The organism is Paenibacillus sp. LHD-117, assembly GCF_030929555.1.
GTDB lineage: Bacteria > Bacillota > Bacilli > Paenibacillales > Paenibacillaceae > Pristimantibacillus.
Genome location: NZ_JAVFVT010000004.1, coordinates 123,159 through 144,352, shown reverse-complemented (window position 1 = coordinate 144,352; position 21,194 = coordinate 123,159). Strand labels below are relative to the sequence as shown.

Sequence of the window (21,194 nt, the reverse complement as noted above, 5' to 3'; positions counted from 1 at the left end):
GCATGGACAAGGGGAAGGTATATTTGGTCGGCGCAGGACCGGGAGATCCGAAGCTGATCACGGTTCGCGGGATGCAATGCCTAGAAAGATGCGATGTTGTCGTCTATGACCGTCTCGCAAGTCCGAGGCTGCTTCGGCACGCGAAGCCGTCCGCGGAACTGATTTACGTTGGCAAGCTTCCGGATCGCCACACGATGAAGCAGGAAGAGATTAATCAGCTGCTCGTGGATCTCGCGCTGGAAGGGAAGACGGTTACGCGGCTCAAAGGCGGCGATCCGACGATATTCGGGCGAGTGGGCGAGGAAGCGGAACTGCTTTACGATAACGGCATCGAATTCGAAATCGTTCCCGGCATCACGTCGGCGATCGCCGTACCGGCGTACGCGGGCATACCGGTTACCCATCGCGATCTGGCATCCTCTCTTTCCATCGTGACGGGACACGAAAGCCCGGATAAGCTGGACCGTTCCATCCACTGGGACAAAGTGACGAACGCGACGGGTACGCTATTGTTCCTGATGGGCGTCGCCAAAATCGGCTACATCGCAGAGCAGTTGATCCGGCATGGCAAGCCTGCCAGCACGCCGGTGGCGTTGGTCCGCTGGGGAACGCGCGTGGAGCAGCAGACGATCGTCGGCACGCTTGCGACGATCGAAGAGAAGGTAAAGGCCGCGAATTTCCAGCCGCCGGCCGTCATTATCGTAGGCGAAGTCGTGCTGCAGCGCGAGAAGCTCCGTTGGTACGAGCGCAAGCCGTTGTTCGGCGTGCGCGTGCTCGTGACGAGAGCGCGCACGCAGGCGAGCGAGCTGTCGGAGCGGATCGAGGAGCTTGGCGGCGAGCCGTGCGAGTTCCCGGTCATCGATATCCGGGAGCCGGAAGGCGAAGCCGCGATCGCGACGCTGCGGGAGAAGCTGTCGGAGGCGGAGAGCTATCAATGGCTTGTCTTTACGAGCGTGAACGGCGTCGAATATTTCATCCGCTGGCTGCGGCAATTTAAGCTCGATATTCGAAGTTTCGGCCAGGCCCGCATCGTCGCCGTAGGACCGAAGACGGCGGAAGCGCTTGTCGGACGAGGACTTCAAGTCGAAGAGCTGCCGGTCAAATTCCACGCGGAATCGCTGCTGGAGCGAGTCGAAGGCTGGATGAAGCAGGGTGACCGGGCACTCCTGCCAAGAGGCGACCTCGCGCGCGACGTCATGCCTAAGGCGCTCAGAGAGCGCGGCGTGGAGCCGGTAGAGATCGATGTATACGACACCGTATTGGCCGATACGCGGGACGAGCTGGCGGTGGAATGGCTCCGCGAGAAAGCGATCCATATGATTACGTTCACGAGCTCGTCGACCGTAACGAACTTGTTAACGGTATTGGAGAGGAACGGAATCGAAGAGCCGGCGAAGGCTCTGGCCGGCATTCCGATCGCAAGCATAGGCCCGATCACCTCGCAGACGGTTCGAGATGCAGGGCTTGAGGTTTCGATCGAAGCAGAGGAATCCACGATAGACAGTTTATTGGCAGCAGTCGCCCGATACCGCATGACTGAACGAGCATCGAAGGAGGACGAACCGATATGACATTTCCAATTACGAGACATCGCAGGCTTCGCAGGACGGCCGGCATTCGCGGCATGGTGCGCGAGACGGTGCTTGAAGCAAACGATTTTATTTACCCGATCTTCGTAACGCACGGCGATAACGTGAAGGAAGAGATACCGTCCATGCCGGGCGTTTATCATTTCTCGATGGACCGACTGGAAGAAGAAATCCGCGATGTCGTGGCCGCGGGCGTTAAGTCCGTGCTGCTATTCGGCGTTCCGGAGCATAAGGACGCCGCTGGGACGTCGGCTTACGACAAGAACGGCATTGTGCAACAGGCAATCCGCGCGGTGAAGGGCTGGTCGCCGGAGCTCGTCGTCGTAGCCGATACTTGTCTGTGCCAGTTCACGGATCACGGCCATTGCGGCATCGTGCATCAAGACAAGGCGACGGGGACCGCAGTGGTCGACAACGACAGATCGCTCGAGCTGCTTGTCCGTACGGCCATATCTCAAGCGGAAGCCGGCGCCGATATCATCGCGCCTTCCAATATGATGGACGGATTCGTCCATGCGATCCGGGGGGGACTCGATGAGGCGGGCTTTAGCGATATCGCGATTATGTCCTATTCCGTCAAATACGCTTCCGCGTTTTACGGTCCGTTCCGTGATGCCGCGCATTCCGCTCCGCAATTCGGGGACCGCAAGACGTACCAGATGGATCCGGCCAATGCGAGAGAGGCGATCCGAGAAGCGGATTCCGACGTCGCGGAAGGCGCCGACATGCTAATGGTGAAGCCGGCTCTCGCCTATTTGGACATTTTGAAGATGTTGAAAGAGCAATTCGATCTTCCGGTCGTCGCCTACAACGTCAGCGCGGAATATTCGATGGTGAAGGGGGCTGCGGCGAACGGCTGGATCGACGAGCGGTCGATCGTGCTGGAGAAGCTCACGGGCATGAAGCGCGCGGGCGCGGACATTATCATTACGTATCACGCGAAGGACGCGGCGCGCTGGCTGAGAGGAGAAGAGGCATAATGAGCGAAAAAGCGAGAACGAGACAGGACGCAAAGTCAGCCGAAGCGTTCGCGAGAGCGAAGAAAGTAATCCCCGGAGGCGTTAACAGCCCGGTGCGGGCATTCAAATCGGTCGGACTGACGCCCGTATACATGGAGCGCGGAGCTGGCAGCCGCGTTTATGACATCGACGGAAACTCCTATATCGATTACGTAGCTTCCTGGGGACCTCTTATCATGGGACATGCCCATCCGGAAGTCGTGGAAGCGATCCGCAAGACGGCGGAGAAAGGCACGAGCTTCGGGGCTCCGACGGAGCTTGAGACGTTGATGGCCGAGCTCGTCTGCGAACGAGTGCCTTCCGTCGATGTCGTGAGGATGGTCAACTCCGGCACGGAAGCGACGATGAGCGCGCTTAGACTCGCGCGAGGTTATACGAAACGCAGCAAAATCATGAAATTCGAGGGTTCTTACCACGGGCATGCGGACAGCTTGCTCATTAAGGCGGGCTCCGGCGTCGCGACGCTTGGACTTCCGGACAGCCCGGGCGTGCCCGAGCATGTCGCTTCGCATACGATCACGGTACCCTATAACGATATCGAATCGGTCAAGCTGGCGTTCGAGAAATACGGCGAGGAGATCGCTTGCGTCATCGTGGAGCCGGTCGCCGGCAATATGGGCGTCGTGCCGCCGCTTCCGGGCTTCCTGGAAGGGCTGCGTGCCATTACGACGGAATACGGAAGCTTGCTGATCTTCGACGAAGTGATGACCGGATTCCGGGTCGGCTATTCCTGCGCGCAAGGGCTGTTCGGCATTCAGCCCGATCTCACCTGCTTCGGCAAGGTCATCGGCGGCGGACTGCCGGTCGGAGCGTACGGCGGCAGACGAGAGCTGATGGAGATGATGGCGCCTAGCGGCCCGATCTACCAGGCGGGCACATTGTCGGGCAACCCGCTTGCGATGGCGGCCGGTTATACGACACTCAAGCTGATGACGCAGGATAAGTACGAGCTGCTGGAGCGCCAGGCCGTCAAGCTTCAGCTCGGCTTCGAAGCAAACGCGGCGAAACACGGCATTCCGACGACGATTAACCGCGTCGGCTCGATGGTCTGCCCGTTCTTCACCGATCAAGTCGTGATCAATTACGATTCGGCGAAGACATCCAGCCTGGAGCGGTTCAAAGCTTATTTCGCCGCCATGCTGGATCTCGGGGTCAGCATCGCCCCTTCCCAATTCGAAGGAATGTTCGTATCCGCGGTTCATTCGGATGCCGACATCGAAGAGACGATTGCCGCGCATGACGCTGCGTTCGGCCGTCTGTAATCGTCTAAAGGAGCCCAAGCGCAAATGATAAATAACCATATCGAACGCATTGGAGAGTGGCTGGAGCTGGATCCTTACGCTCTGGCCACGGCACTGGGCTCCAAGCCGCCGGAAGCCGGCAGCCACGCGCACGAGTTGCGCCAGTGGTTGCTGGCTTGTTCGCTTTTCCCCGCCAAATGGGTGAACCGCCTATTCTCGGTCGGAGGAATCCGCTGGTCGCCCGACGGGCGCATCGGGCTGCTGGCGTTCCCGGCGACGGATGCCAAGCATTCCGATTTGTACCGTCACGCGGCGAAGGACGCGGGGCTTGTCGTCCCGCCCGTGCTGTACGAGGACGACTACTGCTTGGTGTTCGACAAGCCGGCCGGCATGCCCGTCCACGAATCGTACGCGGGACAAGCCGGTACGCTGGATATGGCCGCCGCCAAACATATGATGAATCAAGGGGATCCGCTTCCCGTTCGGCATATTCACCGGCTCGACGACGACACGTCCGGCCCCGTGCTGTATTCCAAAAACGATCTCGCACAGCTCCGGCTCGACGAGGCGATGCGCGATAAGCGGATCGATCGGCTGTATATCGCCGTCGTTCACGGCCGTCTGCGGCAGCAGAAGGGAACGATCGATGCTCCGATCGGCAAGGATCGTCACCATAAGTCTAGGCGCAGAGTATCGCCTGCGGGAGAAACGGCCGTTACCCGCTATGAACGAATTCGCTCATTCGATAGATTCTCGGTCGCGAGAGTCGAGCTCGAGACGGGCCGCACGCATCAGATCCGCGTTCACATGAGCCATATCGGCCATCCTCTGCTCGGGGATACGCTCTACGGAGGATTCGCGGCAGGCGGACTGAACCATCAAGCTCTGCATGGCGAGAAGCTCGTCTTCCCGCATCCGCTCACGGGCGACATGGTCGAAGCGGACTCGCCTTGGCCGGCTTGGCTGCGGAAGCTATACAACGGGTAGTCCTCTTTGAAAAAGACAGTCATGCTCCCGCTTGCTCAGCCATATAGATAAGTAGTGTATGTGCCGTTAGACCAAGCATTCAGTATGAGAAGGGAGGACTTTGGCGTGTCGAATCAAGCGAACGGATTACGATTTGACGTGTATGAGCGCGTTCATCTGCCCGATGATGTCGCGGCGATAGACGAGTTGGAGGAGATCGAGCTGGTGCCCCGGATCCAAGTGATCGATCAAGGGGACCAAGCCGTCTTGAAAGGGCAGCTGCTGCTCAGCGGCGTGTATCGGAGCCAGAATGCGATTGCGGGGCCGCTTACGCTCGAGCACTGGATCCCGGTCGAAATTTCGCTGCCGATGAACCGGGTGTCTCGGCTGGACGACATCTCGATCGAAATCGATAATTTCGATGTCGATCTGATCTCCGCCCGTACGCTGAACATTACCGGCGTGTTGTCGCTCAGGGGGATCTCCGTCGATCCGGTGGAGGAGACGCCCGGACAGCAGTGGGAGGAAGAGCCGTTCACGGCGACCCATGAGCGGGAAGCGCCATTCGAGCAGCCGTTCGGGAACGGCTTCTCTGGACCGGAATCGAATGAGGCGGGGGCTGCAGCATATGCGAATGCGGCGCAAGCGGGATTCCAGCCTCCGTCGTTCGAATGGACCCAGCGTGATTACGGGGATCAAGCGCAGGCTGTGCAAGAAGAGCAGGGTTACATAGCCGATGATCTTTCATCCGCCTTGTCGGATGGCGGCCAGCGCGAAATAACGATCGCTTCGCAGCAAACCGTCAGCGACAGCTGGCTGCAGTGGAGCGCGCTCGCCGAAGCGGGGCAGAAGGCGCAGCAGTCGCCGCAGTTTGCGGCTCAAGACGATGAAGCGGCATTTTCCCAGCCTTGGTTTGCGGCTAACCAACCAACTTCGTCCGCCGGTCAAGCGGGAATCAGGCCGGAGGAGGAAATCCAGACCGCGGCCGTCGAGCCCCAATCCTCGGACACGTTCGTTGCCGAAATCTACGAAGAACCTAGAATCGAACAGGTTCTGCAAGCCGTCCCCGCGGAGCCGATCAACCAAGAGCCGGAGCCGGAGCCGGAAGGGCGCCAGCAGCAAGAGGTCCAGATCGCTTTCGCAGGCAAACCGTCCGGCAACGCCGGGGAGCCGCAAGCGGATGTCGGGTTCCGCGCGCTGCTGCAATCGAGCAGGCGCGAGCAAGCGGCGCGCGAGGCTGCTGAGCAGGAAAGCTTCGAGCTGGAAGCGCAGAACGCATCCCGCACGGCGGCTGTGGAAGAAGAAATCGAGTGGAAGAAGTTGTTCCTGAGCAAGCAAGCCGGGGAGAACGAATTCCGCAAGATCAGAATGTGCATTGTCCAGAAGGAAGAGACGCTGGAGCAGATCGCGATACGGTACAGCCTGAACCCGAGGGAAATTCTGACCTATAACAGGCTGCATGAATCCGCGGTGGAGGAAGGGCAGCTTCTGTATATTCCGTAACGCCGCGTCTCTTCGATCAGTCAGTCGCTTTATTCCGAAAGGCCGCCCTTCACCGGGCGGCCTTGTTTGCGCTTTTGCCTATTGTAACCATTGCAGGTTGACTCCGCACGTTAACAAATGTATGATAGAGCATATGTATGTTTTACGTGAACGACATTGAAGGGGAGTAGTACGCAGGAGGCCTTCAGAGAGCAGGACCGTTACGCTGGAAGGTTCTGCAGGATCGGACTGCATACGGGTCGCCCTGGAGTTGCCACGCTCAAGCGAAACGCGTCAAGAAATCGACGCCTCTCGTCTAAGCGGGGCCGGCCGCAGCCGTTATCTGTTCGAGTGCCGCGCGTGCGAACGCAAGCGGAACAAAGGTGGTACCACGGAAGATAACCTTTCGTCCTTTTGAGGACGGGAGGTTTTTTTGCGTCCAGTTCCAAGCATGCATGAATATTCGCCTTATAGGATCTTAGAATTCACTAAGAAACGAGTAAGTTTGTGCTTCTAGAAGACGGCGACAGCCGTTTACACTTGAAATATAAGAAAGTATAAGTTTTCTCTATACTGTGCTTATATTTCTCGGAATGAAACGCGCTGCACCGCCAAAGGAAGGCGACAGCCGTTTCACCTTGAGAAGAATGAATGGGAGATGAACAGATGTCTGACATGGAGAACAAACCAGCAATGCCAACCACTTACGACCCCAAATCGGCGGAGCAGAAGTGGTACTCGTATTGGGTGGAAGGCAACTATTTTCAGGCGGGCAAAAGACCCGATGCCAAACCTTACACAATCGTAATCCCGCCTCCTAACGTAACGGGGATGCTGCATATCGGGCATGCGCTCGACTTTACGCTGCAAGATATTCTGATCCGCACGAAGCGGATGCAAGGATACGATGCGTTATGGCTGCCGGGCACCGATCACGCGGGCATCGCGACGCAGACGAAGGTCGAGCAGAAGCTGCGCGAGCAAGGCGTTACGCGCCATGATCTAGGAAGGGAAGCCTTCCTGGAGAAGGTGTGGGAGTGGAAAGGGCAGTACGCGGACACGATTCGTGCCCAATGGGCGAAGATGGGCTTGTCTCTTGACTATTCCAGAGAGCGGTTCACGCTCGACGAAGGCTTATCCAAGGCCGTTCGCGAAGTGTTCGTCCGTCTCTACGAGAAAGGCTTAATCTACCGCGGCAAAAAAATCATCAACTGGGATCCGGCTGCGCGCACGGCGCTGTCCGATATCGAAGTCGAGTATAAGGAACTTAACGGTCACCTGTATCATTTGCGGTACCCGCTGAAGGATGGCTCCGGCTTCATTACGGTCGCGACGACGCGTCCGGAGACGATGCTCGGCGATACAGCCGTCGCGGTACATCCGGAAGACGAGCGCTACAAGCATCTGATTGGCTCCATGATCGTATTGCCGGTCGTCGGCAGGGAAATCCCGATTATCGCCGACGAATACGTCGAGAAGGAATTCGGCTCCGGCGCGGTCAAGATTACGCCCGCGCATGATCCGAACGACTTCGAAGTCGGCGAGCGGCACAGCCTGCCGCAAATTATCGTCATGGACGAATCGGGTATCATGAACGCGGAAGCGGGACCTTATCAAGGCATGGACCGCTTCGACTGCCGCAAGCAGCTCGTGAAGGATTTGCAGGAGCAAGGCGTTTGCGTTCTCATCGAAGACCACGTCCATCAAGTCGGACATAGCGAGCGCAGCGGAGCGGTAGTGGAACCTTACTTGTCTACGCAATGGTTCGTAGCCATGAAGCCGCTCGCGGAAGCGGCGATCGCGGCCCAGAAGTCGGGCAAAGGCGTGCAGTTCGTTCCGGACCGCTTCGAGAAAACATATTTGAACTGGATCGAAAACGTTCGCGATTGGTGCATCTCCCGCCAGCTATGGTGGGGACACCGGATTCCGGCTTGGTACGACGACGCGACGGGCGAGCTGCACGTGTCGCGCGAAGATATGCAAGGCGATCATCTGCGTCAGGACAGCGACGTGCTTGATACGTGGTTCAGCTCCGCGCTTTGGCCGTTCTCCACGCTCGGCTGGCCGGACCAGACTGAAGATCTGAAACGGTATTACCCGACGGACGTGCTCGTGACGGGTTACGATATTATTTATTTCTGGGTGGCGCGCATGATTTTCACAGCCCTCGAATTTACGGACGAGATGCCGTTCAAGGACGTGCTCATGCACGGACTCGTACGCGACAAGGATGGTCAGAAGATGTCCAAGTCGCTCGGCAACGGCGTCGATCCGCTCGACGTTATCGAGCAATACGGAGCGGACGCGATGCGGTTCATGATTTCGACGGGCAGCACGCCGGGCCAAGACCTGCGCTTCCGTTTCGAGAAGGTAGAGCAGGCTCGCAACTTCGCGAACAAAATTTGGAACGCTTCGCGGTTCGCGCTGATGAATCTCGAAGGTTTCGAAGCGGCGGACATCAACATCGACGTTAAGCTCGGAACGGCGGATCGCTGGATTCTCCATCGTCTGAACGAAACGGTGCGCGACGTCACACGTTTGATCGACGGCTATGAATTCGGGGAGACGGGCCGCGTGCTCTACAACTTCATCTGGGATGATCTGTGCGATTGGTATATCGAATTCTCCAAGCTGAGCCTGAACGGAACGGACATGGCCGCCAAACGCGCGACGCAATCCGTGCTCGCTTACGTGCTTGACCGGACGCAGCGCCTTATTCACCCGTTCATGCCATTTATCAGCGAGGAGATTTGGCAGCATCTCCCTCATGTCGGCGATACGATCACGCTGGCCGCTTGGCCGACCTACGAAACTTCGCTCGAAGCGCCGGATGCGGTCAAAGAGATGGAGCTGCTGATGGAGATGATCCGTTCCGTGCGTAATATCCGGGCGGAAGTGAACGTGCCGATGAGCAAGAAGATCGAACTGCTGATTAAGCCTGCAAGCGAGGCGGAGGAAACGATCCTCGGCCGCAACGAAGAATTCGTGAAGCGGTTCTGCGGTACGTCGCTGCTCGAGATCGGGCGCGGCATCGCAGCTCCCGACAAGGCGATGACGACTATCGTCACCGGCGCCGAGCTTTATTTGCCGCTTGCGGGCCTGATCGACATCGCACAAGAAATCGCGCGCCTCGAGAAAGAGCTGAACACGCTCGTCTCCGAAGTCGAGCGCGTGGAGAAGAAGCTCGGCAATGAAGGTTTCGTGGCGAAAGCGCCGGCGAAGGTCATCGAAGAAGAACGCGCCAAAATGAACGACTACGCGGAGAAACGCGACAAGGTGCTTGCGCGCATCTCGGAATTGCGCGGCTAATCGGCCGCGACCACGTTTTGGAAGAAGGGTAACGCATGACGGCAGAACATATGACGAATGGGACGGCGGCTGGAACGCTGTCCTCCTATCAAGAAGCGGTAGAATGGATCACTGGACTTATTCCGTTCGGAATCCGCCCGGGCTTGGACCGCATCGAAGCGTTGATGGAGAGGCTCGGCAACCCGCATCGCAGGCTGAAGTTCATCCACGTGGCGGGGACGAACGGCAAGGGATCGACCTGCGCTTATTTGACCAGCGTGCTGATCCGCGGCGGCTATGACGTAGGAACGTTCACGTCGCCGTATATTACGAAATTTACGAACCGGTTCCAATACAACGGGAACGATATCGAGGAAGAGACGCTGCTTGCGCTTGCGAACGAGCTTCGGCCGCATGTCGAAGCGCTCGCGGAGACCGAGCTCGGTTCGCCGACGATGTTCGAAGTGTCTACGGCTCTAGCGATTCTATTCTATGCCAAGGTGACATTCCCGGATTACGTGGTGTGGGAAACCGGTCTTGGCGGAAGGCTGGACGTGACGAATATCGTCTATCCGGTCATCTCGATCATTACGAATATCGGCCACGATCACATGGATCGGCTTGGCGACACGCTCGTTGCTGTAGCCGAGGAGAAAGCGGGCATCATCAAGCCGGGCATTCCCGTCGTTTGCGCGGCTACGCAGCCGGAAGTGATCGAAGTCATGAAGCGGACGGCGGCGGAGCGCAAGAGCTCGCTTTATTTGCTCGGCGAACAATTCGCCGAATCGGCGGTCTCCGAGCGCGAAGACGATCAAACCTTCCGATTCGACGGTTTGTTCCGCACCATCGAACCGTTATCGATCACGTTAAACGGCGCTCATCAACGTACGAACGCGGCAACCGCCGTCATGGCGCTAGAGGTGCTGCGCCAATACAACGCGCTCGTGATCGAAGACGAAGCGCTGCGGGAGGGCCTGCTGAAGGCTGCATGGCCCGGAAGGCTGGAGATGGTCAGCCGGGATCCTCGCATTCTACTTGACGGGGCTCACAATCCGGAAGGCGCGGAGATGCTGGCGAAGGCGCTTCGTACGACGTATCGTTACGAGAAGCTTCACCTCATGATGGGGATGCTGGAGAATAAGAATCATCGGGAGACGATTAAGCATATACTACCAATAGTGGATACGCTTATCTTGACCGAACCCGATTATCGCATGAAAATGGAAGCGCAGGGCTTGGCCGGAATCGTCCAGGAGATGCGCAGCAACATGCCGGAGCTTCCCCCTATCGAGATCGTCATTGAGAAGGATTGGCAGCAAGCATTAAACAAATTACAGCAGATGACCGGGGACAAGGATCTCGGGGTCGTGACGGGAACGCTTTATTTGATAGCGGACGTACGCTCCCGCCTATTGTTTGGCTCGGATTCTGAAAAAGGTTGGTGAACCGTCTTTGAACACGGCAGAACACGTTCATTTCATCGGAATCGGCGGTTACGGGATGAGTGCCATCGCCCGGGTAATGCTCGAGATGGGATATAAGGTAACCGGCTCCGATGTCGCGCGCCAGGAATTAACGGAGAAGCTGGCCGCCAAGGGGGCGGACATCTTCATCGGGCATCAGCCGGAGCATGTGAAAGGAGCGGACCTCGTCGTCTACTCTACGGCGCTTACAAGCGACAACGTGGAGCGCAAAGCCGCGGAAGCGCTGAACATTCCCGTCTTGCACCGGTCGCAAATGCTGGCTCGGCTAATGAACGCGGGCAAAGGCGTGGCCGTTGCGGGAGCGCATGGCAAAACGACGACTTCATCGATGATTGCGCTAGTAATGGAAACCTGCCAGATCGACCCTACCTATATTATCGGAGGCGAGATCGTTAACGTAGGTACTAACGCAAAGGCGGGAAAAGGCGAATACGTCGTGGCGGAAGCGGACGAGAGCGACGGTTCCTTCCTGCATTACTATCCATCCATGGCGATCGTAACGAATATCGAGCCCGACCATTTGGAAAATTACGACGGTGACTTCGAAAAGCTCAAGTCGGCTTATGTGCAGTTCCTAAGCCAGGTTAGAGAAGGCGGAAAGGCGATCGTATGCGCCGACGATCCGATCGTTCGGGAGCTGCTTCCTAAGGTATGCGGCCAGGAGAACGGCCTGCATCGATCGGCCGTGGTCACGTACGGCATCGAAGAGGAAGCGGAATACGTTGCGGAGAACATCGCGCTCGGCGACCGCAAAGTATCCTTCGACATGAACCGCAAGGGCGTGCAGCTCGGCAATATCGAGTTGTCCGTTCCCGGCATTCACAATGTATATAACGCGATGGCGACCGTCATTACCTGTCTGGAAGCGAGACTATCGTTCGACGAAATCAAGGAAGCGATTAAGTCGTTCAGAGGTGCGAAGCGCAGGTTCCAAGTGCTTGGTGAAGTAAACGATATTCTCGTCATCGACGACTACGCCCATCACCCGACGGAAATCCAAGCGACGATCAGCGCGGCCAAAGCAACGGGGAAACGGATTATTGCGGTGTTCCAGCCGCAGCGTTATACGAGAACCTTCTTCCTGTTCGAGCAATTCAGCAAAGCTTTCCCCGAAGCGGATCAGGTGATCATTACCGATATCTATTCGCCTGCAGGGGAGAAGCAGATCGAGGGAGTCAACTCAAGCAAGCTTGTCGAGCTCATTCGCAGCAACAGCAACGCCAGCGCCGAATATATCCCGACGAAGGAAGAAGTGCTTGTCGCGCTCAAGCAGCGGGTAGCGCCGGGGGATCTTGTCATTACGATGGGTGCCGGCGATATTTGGAAAGTAGCCGATGAGCTAGCCAAATCGCTTACCCATCAGCCTTAACCGAATCGTAGGAGCTGTACCGCAGAATCGTCTAGTACGATTGCGGTGCGGCTCTTTTTTGGTACGAGTAGAAAATAATATTAATTTTCCTCTCGGAATGAAACGCGCCGCGCCGCAAAAGGACGGCGACTGCCGTTTCACCTTGCGTCATAACTCTCTCTCCGCTTTCATAGACTAATAGCAGACCAGGTAGAGGAGAGATTGACATGAAACCGAACAATCGAATCACCTATCGCTTCGACGATAAAGGACAGCAGCTCGAGAAGGACAAGCCCGAACAACGTTGGGATCAGCCTCGTCAACCGATAGATACGGAGCCCCAGCTTGCTGCCGGACAAGCACCAAAAAACAAAAGCAACGTAGTACCCTTATATCAGCAGGCCGTTCCGAACGTTATAGACGAGGTACAACCGTGGAATAACGCTTTCCAAGAAGATATCGGCGCGTTGGAGCAGCTTATTCGGGAGGCGGATGACGATCGGAGGGATATGGCTCCGGGCAACGGACCGGCTAATCCATCGGATCGGCAACCGCCATGGATCGTGGACAGTGGTCAAGTCGGCTTGACCGCCGATGCGGGCGACTCCGCTCATGAGTATAACGGGTCCGCACATTACGGCGGTTCGATTATTGTTCCTGGCATTTCCCGCCGAACGGGGGGGAAGGGTCCCTCGTGGCTGCATGTTATCTTATCCGTGACCGGCGCGCTTGCGACAGGGGCGCTATTCGGTTATTTGATTCTTACCTTATTCACTGGAGCTTCGATCTGGCCGGGCGGGGACGGCAAAAGCGATGCTCAGACGCCTCCCGCCGCTCAAACTCAAACCGATACCCAAGAGGTGATCGGTCTTGATGATATGACCGGTGTGCCGAGTGAAGGCAAAGACGGTGAAAGCAGCGGCGCGAATACGGGGAACGAGGGAATGCCGTCATCCGCCGTGAGCGTTCAAGGGATGTCGCAGGGATATACCATGCTGCAGTACGGCGTGTTCAGCAACACGGAAGGGCGGGACGCGGCGATTAAACAACTGAAGGATGGCGGACTGGCCGCGGCATCGATGAAAACAGGCGAAGGTTATCGGGTTTATGCGGGCATAGCGCTCGACGGAGCGAAAGCAGGCATCATCGGCTCCGCGTTGCCGGATGTTGTCCTTTACAAGAAGGGAGTAACGGTGCAAACGCCGGAACGTATTCCTTTCAAAGGCACGGAGGAAGAAGCGAGAGCGTTCTTCGTTTCGACTAGCGAATTGATCGGCGCATGGTCCGATCTGATTATCGCGCAGCTGGAGCAGCCATCTCTGTCTCCGCTTGGCGAGTCGGCCGCTGAATCGTGGAAATCGCGCCACGAGCAGTGGACCGGCCACGCGGCTTCCATGAAGAAGGGGATGGCCGGGCAAGAGGGCGAAACGCACTACGCAAAGCTCCAGCAAGCGATCGATACGGCTGCCGTCGCGATGGTCGAATACGACAAGAAACCTTCCAAAGCCCACTTATGGTCGGCGGAGACTGCCCTCATGGAAGCCGTCCTGGCGCAAAAAGAATGGTTTGAGTCTCTGAGCGCATTGTAAACGGGTAGCATCCTGCGTATAATGGAGTCAGGTGTCATTTCGTGGCGAAAGGGATTGAACGATGAAGAAAAACGGGTGGATTCTTTTCTTGTTTATTCTGCTCGGATTGGTAGCGGGAGCGCTAGTCGCAAGGTGGCTGGAATCCGTTCCAGGCGTTTCCTTCCTGACGAAGCCGATCGAAACGACCTGGTCGCCGGCCGTCGATCTGTACGTGCTTAGCTTCAATCTGTCGATCGATCTGCAGATCAGCTTGCTCAGTATCGTCGGAGCCGTCGTCGCGATTTGGCTGTACCGCAAGATGTAAGTTTTGCAAGCCCCTGATGGACAGAACACCGAAGGCGCGAGACCGACTCCGTCCGCGCGAGGAGCATGAAGATATGAACGAAGAACAACAAAACCAAGCACCGATAAGCCGAATCGTATTGGCTTCGTCGTCTCCGCGCCGGAAGGAACTGGTCGCATCTTTGGACCTTTCCTTGCCGGTTTCTATTTTGTCTACGGATACCGATGAATCGTTTGAACAGGGATGGACGCCGGCCGAGGTCGTCGAGCAGCTGAGTCTCCGCAAGGGGAGGGCGGCCGAAGCGATGCTGAAGCAGGGCGGGGATCACGGCGACGGAACGCTCATTCTATCGGCGGATACGATCGTCGTGCTTGACGGCGATGTGTTAGGCAAACCCGCGAACGACGAGGAAGCGGTTGCCATGCTGACCGGCTTGCAAGGCAGGCAGCATGACGTCTATAGCGGAATCGCCTTGATCCAAGCGGGCACGACGAACCGGATCGTGGCGAGCCGCAGGACCAAAGTAACGATGAAGCCGCTCGACGAGGATCGGATCCGCCGTTACGTCGCAACGGGCGAGCCGCGGGACAAGGCGGGCGCATACGGCATTCAGGGCTTTGGAGCGACGCTTGTGGAAGGGATCGAGGGCTGCTATTTTAACGTGGTCGGTTTACCGATTTCCCTCCTATCCGATATGCTGGAAAAATTCGGAATTCGCACCTATTAACCGATGAAAAGGATGGGACGAAACATGGAAATACATGGAAATGTATTGCGTGATGTCCCCCATGAAGAACGTCCGAGAGAGCGCATGATGCGATATGGGGCAGAGGCGCTCAGCCATGCTGAGCTGCTTGCGATATTGTTGAGAACGGGAACGCGGAAACAATCCGCCGTCCATTTGGCCGGTTCGATCCTGAAGCAATGCGGAAGCTTGCGAGGTCTGATGGATATGAGCCTGGAAGAGATGACGGCCATCAACGGAATCGGTCCCGTGAAGGCGCTGCAGCTTCGTGCTGGCTTCGAGCTCGGCCGGCGGATGATCCGAAGCCGCATGGACGACGCGTACACGATTCGCAAACCCAAGGATGCGGCGGATTACGTGATGGAAGAGCTTCGTTATTTGAAGAATGAACATTTTGTCTGTCTATTCCTGAACACGAAGAACGGCATTATTGCCCGGGAAACATTATCCATCGGAACGCTTAACGCCTCGCTTGTCCACCCGCGGGAAGTGTTCAGGGCCGCGATCAAGCGCAGCAGCGCTTCCGTCATTTGCGTGCATAACCATCCAAGCGGCGACCCGACGCCGAGCCCCGAAGATATCGCTTTAACGAAAAGGCTGGCGGAAGCCGGGCAATTGGTCGGCATCGAAATACTGGATCATATCGTAATCGGAGACGGCCGCTTCGCAAGTTTGAAGGAACTAGGTCATCTGTAATATAATATTTAATACGTATTCAAAAAGTCCGGTTTTCAGCACCGAGAAGGTTGGATGAAGCTAGGAAATGAGGAGCGGAGCGTAGTGGAAGCTACGTGAGCACCGGAAGTTCCGGCTGAGTTCAAGATTCGATGTCGAATATGCATCTTGGAATTCATCGTGATCAAAAGTGGGCTTTTTGAAATACATCTATACGAGATTGTCGCAATTAGAAGGGAGCAAGAACATGTTCGGTAGATTGAACAAGGATTTGGGAATTGATTTGGGAACGGCGAATACGCTGGTATACGTGAAAGGAAAAGGAATTGTCGTAAGGGAGCCTTCCGTGGTGGCAATTCGTACCGATACAAAAACAATCGAAGCCGTAGGCGAGCAAGCCAAAAAGATGATCGGCAGAACGCCGGGCAACATCCGCGCCGTACGTCCGATGAAGGACGGCGTTATCGCGGACTTCGAAACGACGGCAACGATGATCAAGTATTTCATTCGTTCCGCGCAGAAGCAGCGTTCGCTGTTCCCGCGCCATCCAAACGTGATGGTATGCGTGCCGTCCGGCATTACGGCCGTCGAGCAGCGTGCCGTCGAGGACGCGGCGAAACAAGCCGGCGCGAGGGAGGCGTACACGATCGAGGAACCGTTCGCGGCGGCGATCGGCGCGGACTTGCCGGTATGGGAGCCTACGGGCAGCATGGTCGTGGACATCGGCGGAGGTACGACGGAAGTTGCCGTTATTTCGCTTGGCGGCATCGTGACGAGCCGGTCGATCCGCGTGGCTGGCGACGAAATGGATGAGGCGATCATCCAATATATCAAGCGGCTGTACAACCTGATGATCGGCGAAAGAACGTCGGAGCAGCTCAAGATGGAGATCGGATCGGCGTTGCAGCTGGACAAGCCCGAGACGCTGGAAATCCGCGGGCGCGACCTTGTATCGGGTCTTCCTAAGACGCTTGCCATTACTTCGGACGAAATTACAGACGCGCTGATGGATACGATCAACTCGATCGTGGACGCCGTAAAGATCACCCTGGAGAAATGTCCGCCGGAGCTGTCCGCGGATATTATGGACCGCGGCATCGTATTGACCGGCGGCGGCGCGTTGCTTCGCAACCTGGACAAGCTGCTGCAACGCGAGACGGGCATGCCGGTCATCGTGGCGGATAATCCGCTTGATTGCGTCGCGATCGGAACGGGCCGTTCCTTGGACAATATTCATCTGTTCAAGAGCAGAGGCACTTCGAATCGTTCGAAGCGCTAGAATAGTTGAGCTGGTACGGATTTAAGACAGGCAGGTGATCGGGCTGTTTAATTTAATGAGGAATAAGCGGGTCTTCATGCTTATGATCGGATTTATTTTATTTATTGCGATCATCGGCTTCTCGCTTAGCGATCGCAAAGAGCTGACGTGGCCGGAGAAATTCCTGAAGGACACCTCCGGTTACGTGCAGCAGTGGTTCTACAAGCCCGCTGGCTACATAGCGGGCTTCTTTGAGGATATTCGCGACTTTAAGACCGTTTACGAGGAGAACGAGCAGCTTCGTATGACGGCTGCTGCCTATGCGCGCGACAAGGTCAATTACAACTTCATGCAGAAGGAAAACGAACGGCTGAAGGAAGAGCTCAAGTTCACCGAGCAGCAGAAGCGGATGAACAACTACAAGTTCCTCATCGCGCAGGTCATCTCCGTCAGCAATGACGCGAACAACCGGACGATGAACATCAATCTCGGCTCCAAACACGGCATCAAAGAAAACATGGCCGTCACGACCGTCGACGGCCTTGTCGGACTGGTCAGCTCCGTGACGCCGTTCACGGCCGCGGTTACGCCAATCACGGAGCTGAACGAGTCGTCTCCGACGTTCAACTCGATCGCCGCTACGATCGAGGGCAGGGAAAACGAATCGTTCGGCATACTGAGCAGTTTCAACAAGGAGACGAACCGGATCGTCATGACCCGGATCGCGGAGAACGACAAGATGGAGATCGGCGATACCGTCATTACGTCCGGGCTAGGCAACGTCTACCCGCGCGGGCTGCGCGTTGGCACCGTGGAGACGAAACAAGTCGGCGATTTCGGATTGACGTATACCGCGACCGTTAAGCTCTCCGCGAGCTTCGACCACCTGACGGAAGTGTTCGTCGTGCAGGTTCCGGGTCTTGAGGAGTCCGGGCAATGAGCATGAACCGGATTCTCGCGCTCATGCTGCTCGTATTCGTAATCGAAGGAGCGCTTATGCCCTGGATTATCCCGGAAGGCTTTGGCGCACGGATCATTCCGCACTTCATATTCGTTATCGTGTTATTCTCGGCGCTTTACGGTAATCGCCATCAAGCGCTGCTGCTCGGCTCGGCATTCGGACTCTTGCAGGATGTCGTCTATTTCGGACAGCTGCTGGGCGTCAATTTTTTTGCCATGGGCCTGCTCGGATATTTCACCGGCGTCCTGCTCGAGCGGAAGCGCGCAACGGTCATGATGGCTATCACGGTCATCGGGTTCGCATGCATTATCTACGACTCCTCCTTGTTCTTCATCTACAAGGTGTTCCGAATCACAAGCGCTTCCTATGCTTGGGCTCTTCTTAATCACATCCTTCCGAGCTTGTTCCTGCAGATCGCGTTCGCGCTGGCTGTGTACGTGCTGGTTCGCCGGATATTCGAATCCCGCAAGGAATCGGGTGCCGACAGCGAAGAGGAATAATGTGAATGCCAGGCAGGAATTTCGGCCCGCCATCAAGAATTGAATAGGTTGGGGAGGGACAAACGTGACCGAGAAACAACATATCATGATCAAAGGCGTCAAGGAAGGTCTTCTGTTCCTTCTCGACGATCAATGCACGTTCGATGCGCTGGTTGCCGAAATGAAGCATAAGCTGGAGAAGACGCATCAGCAGCTGCTGACGGGCCCTCTCGTTCATATACACGTAAAATTAGGTTCCAGGATCATTACGGATGAACAGAAGGAGCAGCTTACGAGCATTATCGGGGCGCAAGGGAATCTCATGATCCAATCGATGGAATCGAATGCCGGTGCCCAACAGACGGGCGGAGAAGGCGCTCGCAATCTTCAAGTGATTACTTCCATCGTACGTTCGGGACAAACGCTTGAGCATGACGGGGATCTGCTCCTTATTGGCGACGTTAACCCGGGAGGCACGCTGCTATGCACCGGGGACATTTACGTGATGGGCGCCCTCCGGGGAATGGCTCATGCGGGTTTCGCCGGGCGTACGGACGCGATCATCGCGACGTCGCTGATGAGGCCGACGCAGCTGCGCATCGCGGATACCGTGAGCAGGCCGCCGGAAGAGTGGCTAGCCCCGGATTCGGCGATGGAATTCGCTTATCTGAACGAGGGACAGATGCAGATCGACAAGCTCTCGCAGCTATTCCGCATCAGGCATAGTCCTATCCTATTTAAAGGAGTGTAGAGCATGGGAGAAGCGATCGTTGTAACATCAGGCAAAGGCGGAGTCGGCAAGACGACGACTTCGGCAAACATCGGAACGGCGCTTGCGCTGCTGGGCAAAAAAGTATGTTTGGTGGATACCGATATCGGGCTTCGGAATTTGGACGTCGTCATGGGGCTGGAGAATCGCATCATATATGACTTGGTTGACGTGGCGGAGGGGCGATGCCGCTTGAACCAAGCGCTTGTGAAGGACAAGCGTTTCGACGAGCTATATATGCTGCCTGCGGCGCAGACCAAGGATAAGGACGCGGTTAAGCCTGAGCAGATCCGCAGCATGGTGCTCGAATTGAAGCAAGAACATGATTACGTTATTATCGATTGCCCGGCGGGCATCGAGCATGGCTTCCGGAACGCGATCGCGGGAGCGGACCGCGCCATCGTCGTCACAACGCCCGAGAATGCGGCCGTACGCGACGCAGACCGCGTGATCGGATTGCTTGAAGGGAACAAAATTCCTTCCAAGCTGATTATAAACCGCATTCGCCCGGCGATGATGAAGAGCGGGGAGATGCTGGATATCGACGAGATTTGCCAGGTGCTCGCGATCGATCTTCTTGGCATCGTGCCGGATGACGAGAAGGTTATCTCCGCCGCGAACAGCGGAGAGCCCACCGTCATGAATCCCGCATCCCGCGCGGCGATCGCGTACCGTAACATCGCCCGCCGCATTCTGGGCGACATGGTTCCGCTTATGGTGCTGGACGAGAAGGCAGGCGCCTTCAAGCGGTTCCGCAAGTTTCTTGGAATAGGATGATTGACTTGTGCTTAACAAAATAAAGAAACTCGATTGGGGCATTCTGCTCATTCTGGCATGCCTAGCGGCGATTAGCGTCGTCGCGATTCATAGCGCGACATTGAATACGAGATTCGAAGGCTCCGACTTGAAGCAGCTGGCGTTTTACGGATTAGGATTTATTGTCGCGATTCTGGCCGTATTGTTCGATTACCGCATCGTGCTCAAAACTTGGCATGCGTTATATGCCATAGGAGTCGCTTCACTCATTTTAGTATATTTCTTCGGAGCGGAGATCAACGGCGCGAAAGGCTGGTTCAAGCTGCCGGGCGGACTGTTGAACTTTCAGCCCGCGGAGATTATGAAGATTATCCTCATTATAGGCATTGCTTATTTGATGGGGCGCCGTCAAGGAGACAAGCTGAACTTCTCCAGCGATCTGTTGACGGTCGGAGCGTTTGCGTTCCTGCCGTTCATGCTGGTCATGATTCAGCCCGATCTTGGCAATGCGATTATCTATATCGTAATCGTGCTTGGCATGCTCTGGATCGGCAACATCAAATATACCCATGTCGTAATCGGTCTTGCTGCGGTTGTAGCGGGAATTGTCTTATTTATGTTTTTGTTCAACGCTTTTAACGCCGAGATTAAGGATTATTTGACGGATCAAGAAAAAGAGCATTGGTATGAAAGAATAAATACGTTTATGAACCCCGAAGAGGCTTCTTCCGACAGCAGGCACCAATCGATGTACGCCCAGATTGCAGTCGGTTCCGGAGGACTGAGCGGCGATGGGTTTTTGAACGGAAAGCTGAAGAACGGCGGGTTTATTCCTTACACCTACTCCGATTCCGTCTTTGTCGTCATAGGCGAGGAATTCGGCTTCCAGGGTGCTGCGATTCTGCTCTTGCTCTATTTTCTCCTCATTTACCGAATGATCATGATCGCGTTCAAGTGTTACGACAGGCGAGCGTCGTTCATTGTCATCGGGATCGTCTCCATGTTCGTATTCCAGGTGTTCCAGAATATCGGCATGATGATCGGGCTGATGCCGATTACGGGCATTACGCTTCCGTTCGTCAGCTACGGTGGCACCTCGCTCATTTTGAACATGTTGTCGATCGGATTGGTATTCAGCATCAAAGCCCATCAAGAAGTTTACGAGTTGGCGGAATAAGTGCTGTCGACATCATAAGGTAAAATAGAACGTTACGGACAGGCATGCGACCGAAGGTTGATTCTTCGGGGCATGCCTGTTTTCT

18 protein-coding genes are annotated in these 21,194 nt (G+C 56.2%); all 18 read left to right on the top strand.

Annotated elements, in window-relative coordinates:
- The first annotated feature begins 2 nt into the window (after nucleotides 1-2).
- The 18 genes from cobA to RB620_RS04150 all read left to right on the top strand — a co-directional run bounded on the left by cobA (nucleotide 3) and on the right by RB620_RS04150 (nucleotide 21,109).
- Nucleotides 3-1,571: a uroporphyrinogen-III C-methyltransferase gene (cobA, locus tag RB620_RS04235; protein ID WP_308092282.1), complete on the top strand. Its 1,569-nt coding sequence runs from the start codon at nucleotides 3-5 to the stop codon at nucleotides 1,569-1,571.
- On the top strand, nucleotides 1,568-2,569 hold the full coding sequence (gene hemB / locus RB620_RS04230) for a porphobilinogen synthase (RefSeq protein WP_308092281.1): 1,002 nt from the start codon (nucleotides 1,568-1,570) through the stop codon (nucleotides 2,567-2,569). The genes cobA and hemB overlap by 4 nt, the downstream gene beginning before the upstream one ends.
- Complete coding sequence (hemL, locus tag RB620_RS04225; RefSeq protein WP_308092280.1) at nucleotides 2,569-3,870, top strand: glutamate-1-semialdehyde 2,1-aminomutase; 1,302 nt, start codon at nucleotides 2,569-2,571, stop codon at nucleotides 3,868-3,870. The genes hemB and hemL overlap by 1 nt, the downstream gene beginning before the upstream one ends.
- Before the next feature lie 24 nt (nucleotides 3,871-3,894).
- Nucleotides 3,895-4,836 carry an RluA family pseudouridine synthase gene (locus tag RB620_RS04220; RefSeq protein WP_308092279.1) on the top strand — a complete coding sequence of 314 codons (942 nt, stop codon included), beginning with the start codon at nucleotides 3,895-3,897 and terminating at the stop codon, nucleotides 4,834-4,836.
- A gap of 105 nt (nucleotides 4,837-4,941) precedes the next feature.
- The gene (locus tag RB620_RS04215) at nucleotides 4,942-6,318 is read left to right on the top strand and encodes a LysM peptidoglycan-binding domain-containing protein (protein ID WP_308092278.1); all 1,377 of its coding nucleotides are present in this window, start codon (nucleotides 4,942-4,944) and stop codon (nucleotides 6,316-6,318) included.
- A 654-nt stretch (nucleotides 6,319-6,972) separates the two neighbouring features.
- Nucleotides 6,973-9,606 (top strand): valine--tRNA ligase, encoded by a 2,634-nt coding sequence (locus RB620_RS04210; RefSeq protein WP_374121358.1) that lies wholly within the window; start codon nucleotides 6,973-6,975, stop codon nucleotides 9,604-9,606.
- A gap of 35 nt (nucleotides 9,607-9,641) precedes the next feature.
- On the top strand, nucleotides 9,642-11,030 hold the full coding sequence (locus tag RB620_RS04205) for a bifunctional folylpolyglutamate synthase/dihydrofolate synthase (RefSeq protein WP_308092276.1): 1,389 nt from the start codon (nucleotides 9,642-9,644) through the stop codon (nucleotides 11,028-11,030).
- A 7-nt stretch (nucleotides 11,031-11,037) separates the two neighbouring features.
- A complete protein-coding gene (gene murC, locus RB620_RS04200; protein WP_308092275.1) occupies nucleotides 11,038-12,438 on the top strand; it encodes a UDP-N-acetylmuramate--L-alanine ligase in 1,401 nt (466 codons plus the stop codon).
- 206 nt (nucleotides 12,439-12,644) lie between these two features.
- Nucleotides 12,645-14,006, top strand: a complete 1,362-nt coding sequence (locus RB620_RS04195) for a hypothetical protein (RefSeq protein ID WP_308092274.1) — start codon at nucleotides 12,645-12,647, stop codon at nucleotides 14,004-14,006.
- Nucleotides 14,007-14,067: 61 nt separating this feature from the next.
- Nucleotides 14,068-14,310, top strand: a complete 243-nt coding sequence (locus RB620_RS04190) for a DUF4321 domain-containing protein (RefSeq protein ID WP_308092273.1) — start codon at nucleotides 14,068-14,070, stop codon at nucleotides 14,308-14,310.
- Nucleotides 14,311-14,383: 73 nt separating this feature from the next.
- A complete protein-coding gene (locus RB620_RS04185; protein WP_308092272.1) occupies nucleotides 14,384-15,016 on the top strand; it encodes a Maf family protein in 633 nt (210 codons plus the stop codon).
- A gap of 24 nt (nucleotides 15,017-15,040) precedes the next feature.
- On the top strand, nucleotides 15,041-15,730 hold the full coding sequence (gene radC / locus RB620_RS04180) for a RadC family protein (RefSeq protein WP_308092271.1): 690 nt from the start codon (nucleotides 15,041-15,043) through the stop codon (nucleotides 15,728-15,730).
- 226 nt (nucleotides 15,731-15,956) lie between these two features.
- Entirely contained in the window at nucleotides 15,957-16,988 is a 1,032-nt protein-coding gene (locus tag RB620_RS04175) for a rod shape-determining protein (protein WP_308092270.1), read from the top strand.
- A 55-nt stretch (nucleotides 16,989-17,043) separates the two neighbouring features.
- Entirely contained in the window at nucleotides 17,044-17,907 is an 864-nt protein-coding gene (gene mreC / locus RB620_RS04170) for a rod shape-determining protein MreC (RefSeq protein WP_308092269.1), read from the top strand.
- Entirely contained in the window at nucleotides 17,904-18,428 is a 525-nt protein-coding gene (gene mreD, locus RB620_RS04165) for a rod shape-determining protein MreD (RefSeq protein WP_308092268.1), read from the top strand. The genes mreC and mreD overlap by 4 nt, the downstream gene beginning before the upstream one ends.
- 85 nt (nucleotides 18,429-18,513) lie before the next feature.
- Nucleotides 18,514-19,158, top strand: coding sequence for a septum site-determining protein MinC (gene minC, locus RB620_RS04160; RefSeq protein ID WP_308092386.1), 645 nt, complete (start codon nucleotides 18,514-18,516; stop codon nucleotides 19,156-19,158).
- 3 nt (nucleotides 19,159-19,161) lie between these two features.
- Nucleotides 19,162-19,953 carry a septum site-determining protein MinD gene (minD, locus tag RB620_RS04155; RefSeq protein WP_308092267.1) on the top strand — a complete coding sequence of 264 codons (792 nt, stop codon included), beginning with the start codon at nucleotides 19,162-19,164 and terminating at the stop codon, nucleotides 19,951-19,953.
- Nucleotides 19,954-19,960: 7 nt separating this feature from the next.
- Nucleotides 19,961-21,109: an FtsW/RodA/SpoVE family cell cycle protein gene (locus tag RB620_RS04150; protein WP_308092266.1), complete on the top strand. Its 1,149-nt coding sequence runs from the start codon at nucleotides 19,961-19,963 to the stop codon at nucleotides 21,107-21,109.
- The last annotated feature ends 85 nt before the right edge of the window (nucleotides 21,110-21,194 follow it).

Bases quoted from the DNA above. Each gene is read 5' to 3' on its own strand.
- cobA (WP_308092282.1), top strand. From the start codon at position 3: ATGGACAAGGGGAAGGTATATTTGGTCGGCGCAGGACCGGGAGATCCG.
- hemB (WP_308092281.1), top strand. From the start codon at position 1,568: ATGACATTTCCAATTACGAGACATCGCAGGCTTCGCAGGACGGCCGGC.
- hemL (WP_308092280.1), top strand. From the start codon at position 2,569: ATGAGCGAAAAAGCGAGAACGAGACAGGACGCAAAGTCAGCCGAAGCG.
- RB620_RS04220 (WP_308092279.1), top strand. From the start codon at position 3,895: ATGATAAATAACCATATCGAACGCATTGGAGAGTGGCTGGAGCTGGAT.
- RB620_RS04210 (WP_374121358.1), top strand. From the start codon at position 6,973: ATGGAGAACAAACCAGCAATGCCAACCACTTACGACCCCAAATCGGCG.
- RB620_RS04205 (WP_308092276.1), top strand. From the start codon at position 9,642: ATGACGGCAGAACATATGACGAATGGGACGGCGGCTGGAACGCTGTCC.
- RB620_RS04195 (WP_308092274.1), top strand. From the start codon at position 12,645: ATGAAACCGAACAATCGAATCACCTATCGCTTCGACGATAAAGGACAG.
- RB620_RS04190 (WP_308092273.1), top strand. From the start codon at position 14,068: ATGAAGAAAAACGGGTGGATTCTTTTCTTGTTTATTCTGCTCGGATTG.
- RB620_RS04185 (WP_308092272.1), top strand. From the start codon at position 14,384: ATGAACGAAGAACAACAAAACCAAGCACCGATAAGCCGAATCGTATTG.
- radC (WP_308092271.1), top strand. From the start codon at position 15,041: ATGGAAATACATGGAAATGTATTGCGTGATGTCCCCCATGAAGAACGT.
- RB620_RS04175 (WP_308092270.1), top strand. From the start codon at position 15,957: ATGTTCGGTAGATTGAACAAGGATTTGGGAATTGATTTGGGAACGGCG.
- mreC (WP_308092269.1), top strand. From the start codon at position 17,044: ATGAGGAATAAGCGGGTCTTCATGCTTATGATCGGATTTATTTTATTT.
- mreD (WP_308092268.1), top strand. From the start codon at position 17,904: ATGAGCATGAACCGGATTCTCGCGCTCATGCTGCTCGTATTCGTAATC.
- minC (WP_308092386.1), top strand. From the start codon at position 18,514: ATGATCAAAGGCGTCAAGGAAGGTCTTCTGTTCCTTCTCGACGATCAA.
- minD (WP_308092267.1), top strand. From the start codon at position 19,162: ATGGGAGAAGCGATCGTTGTAACATCAGGCAAAGGCGGAGTCGGCAAG.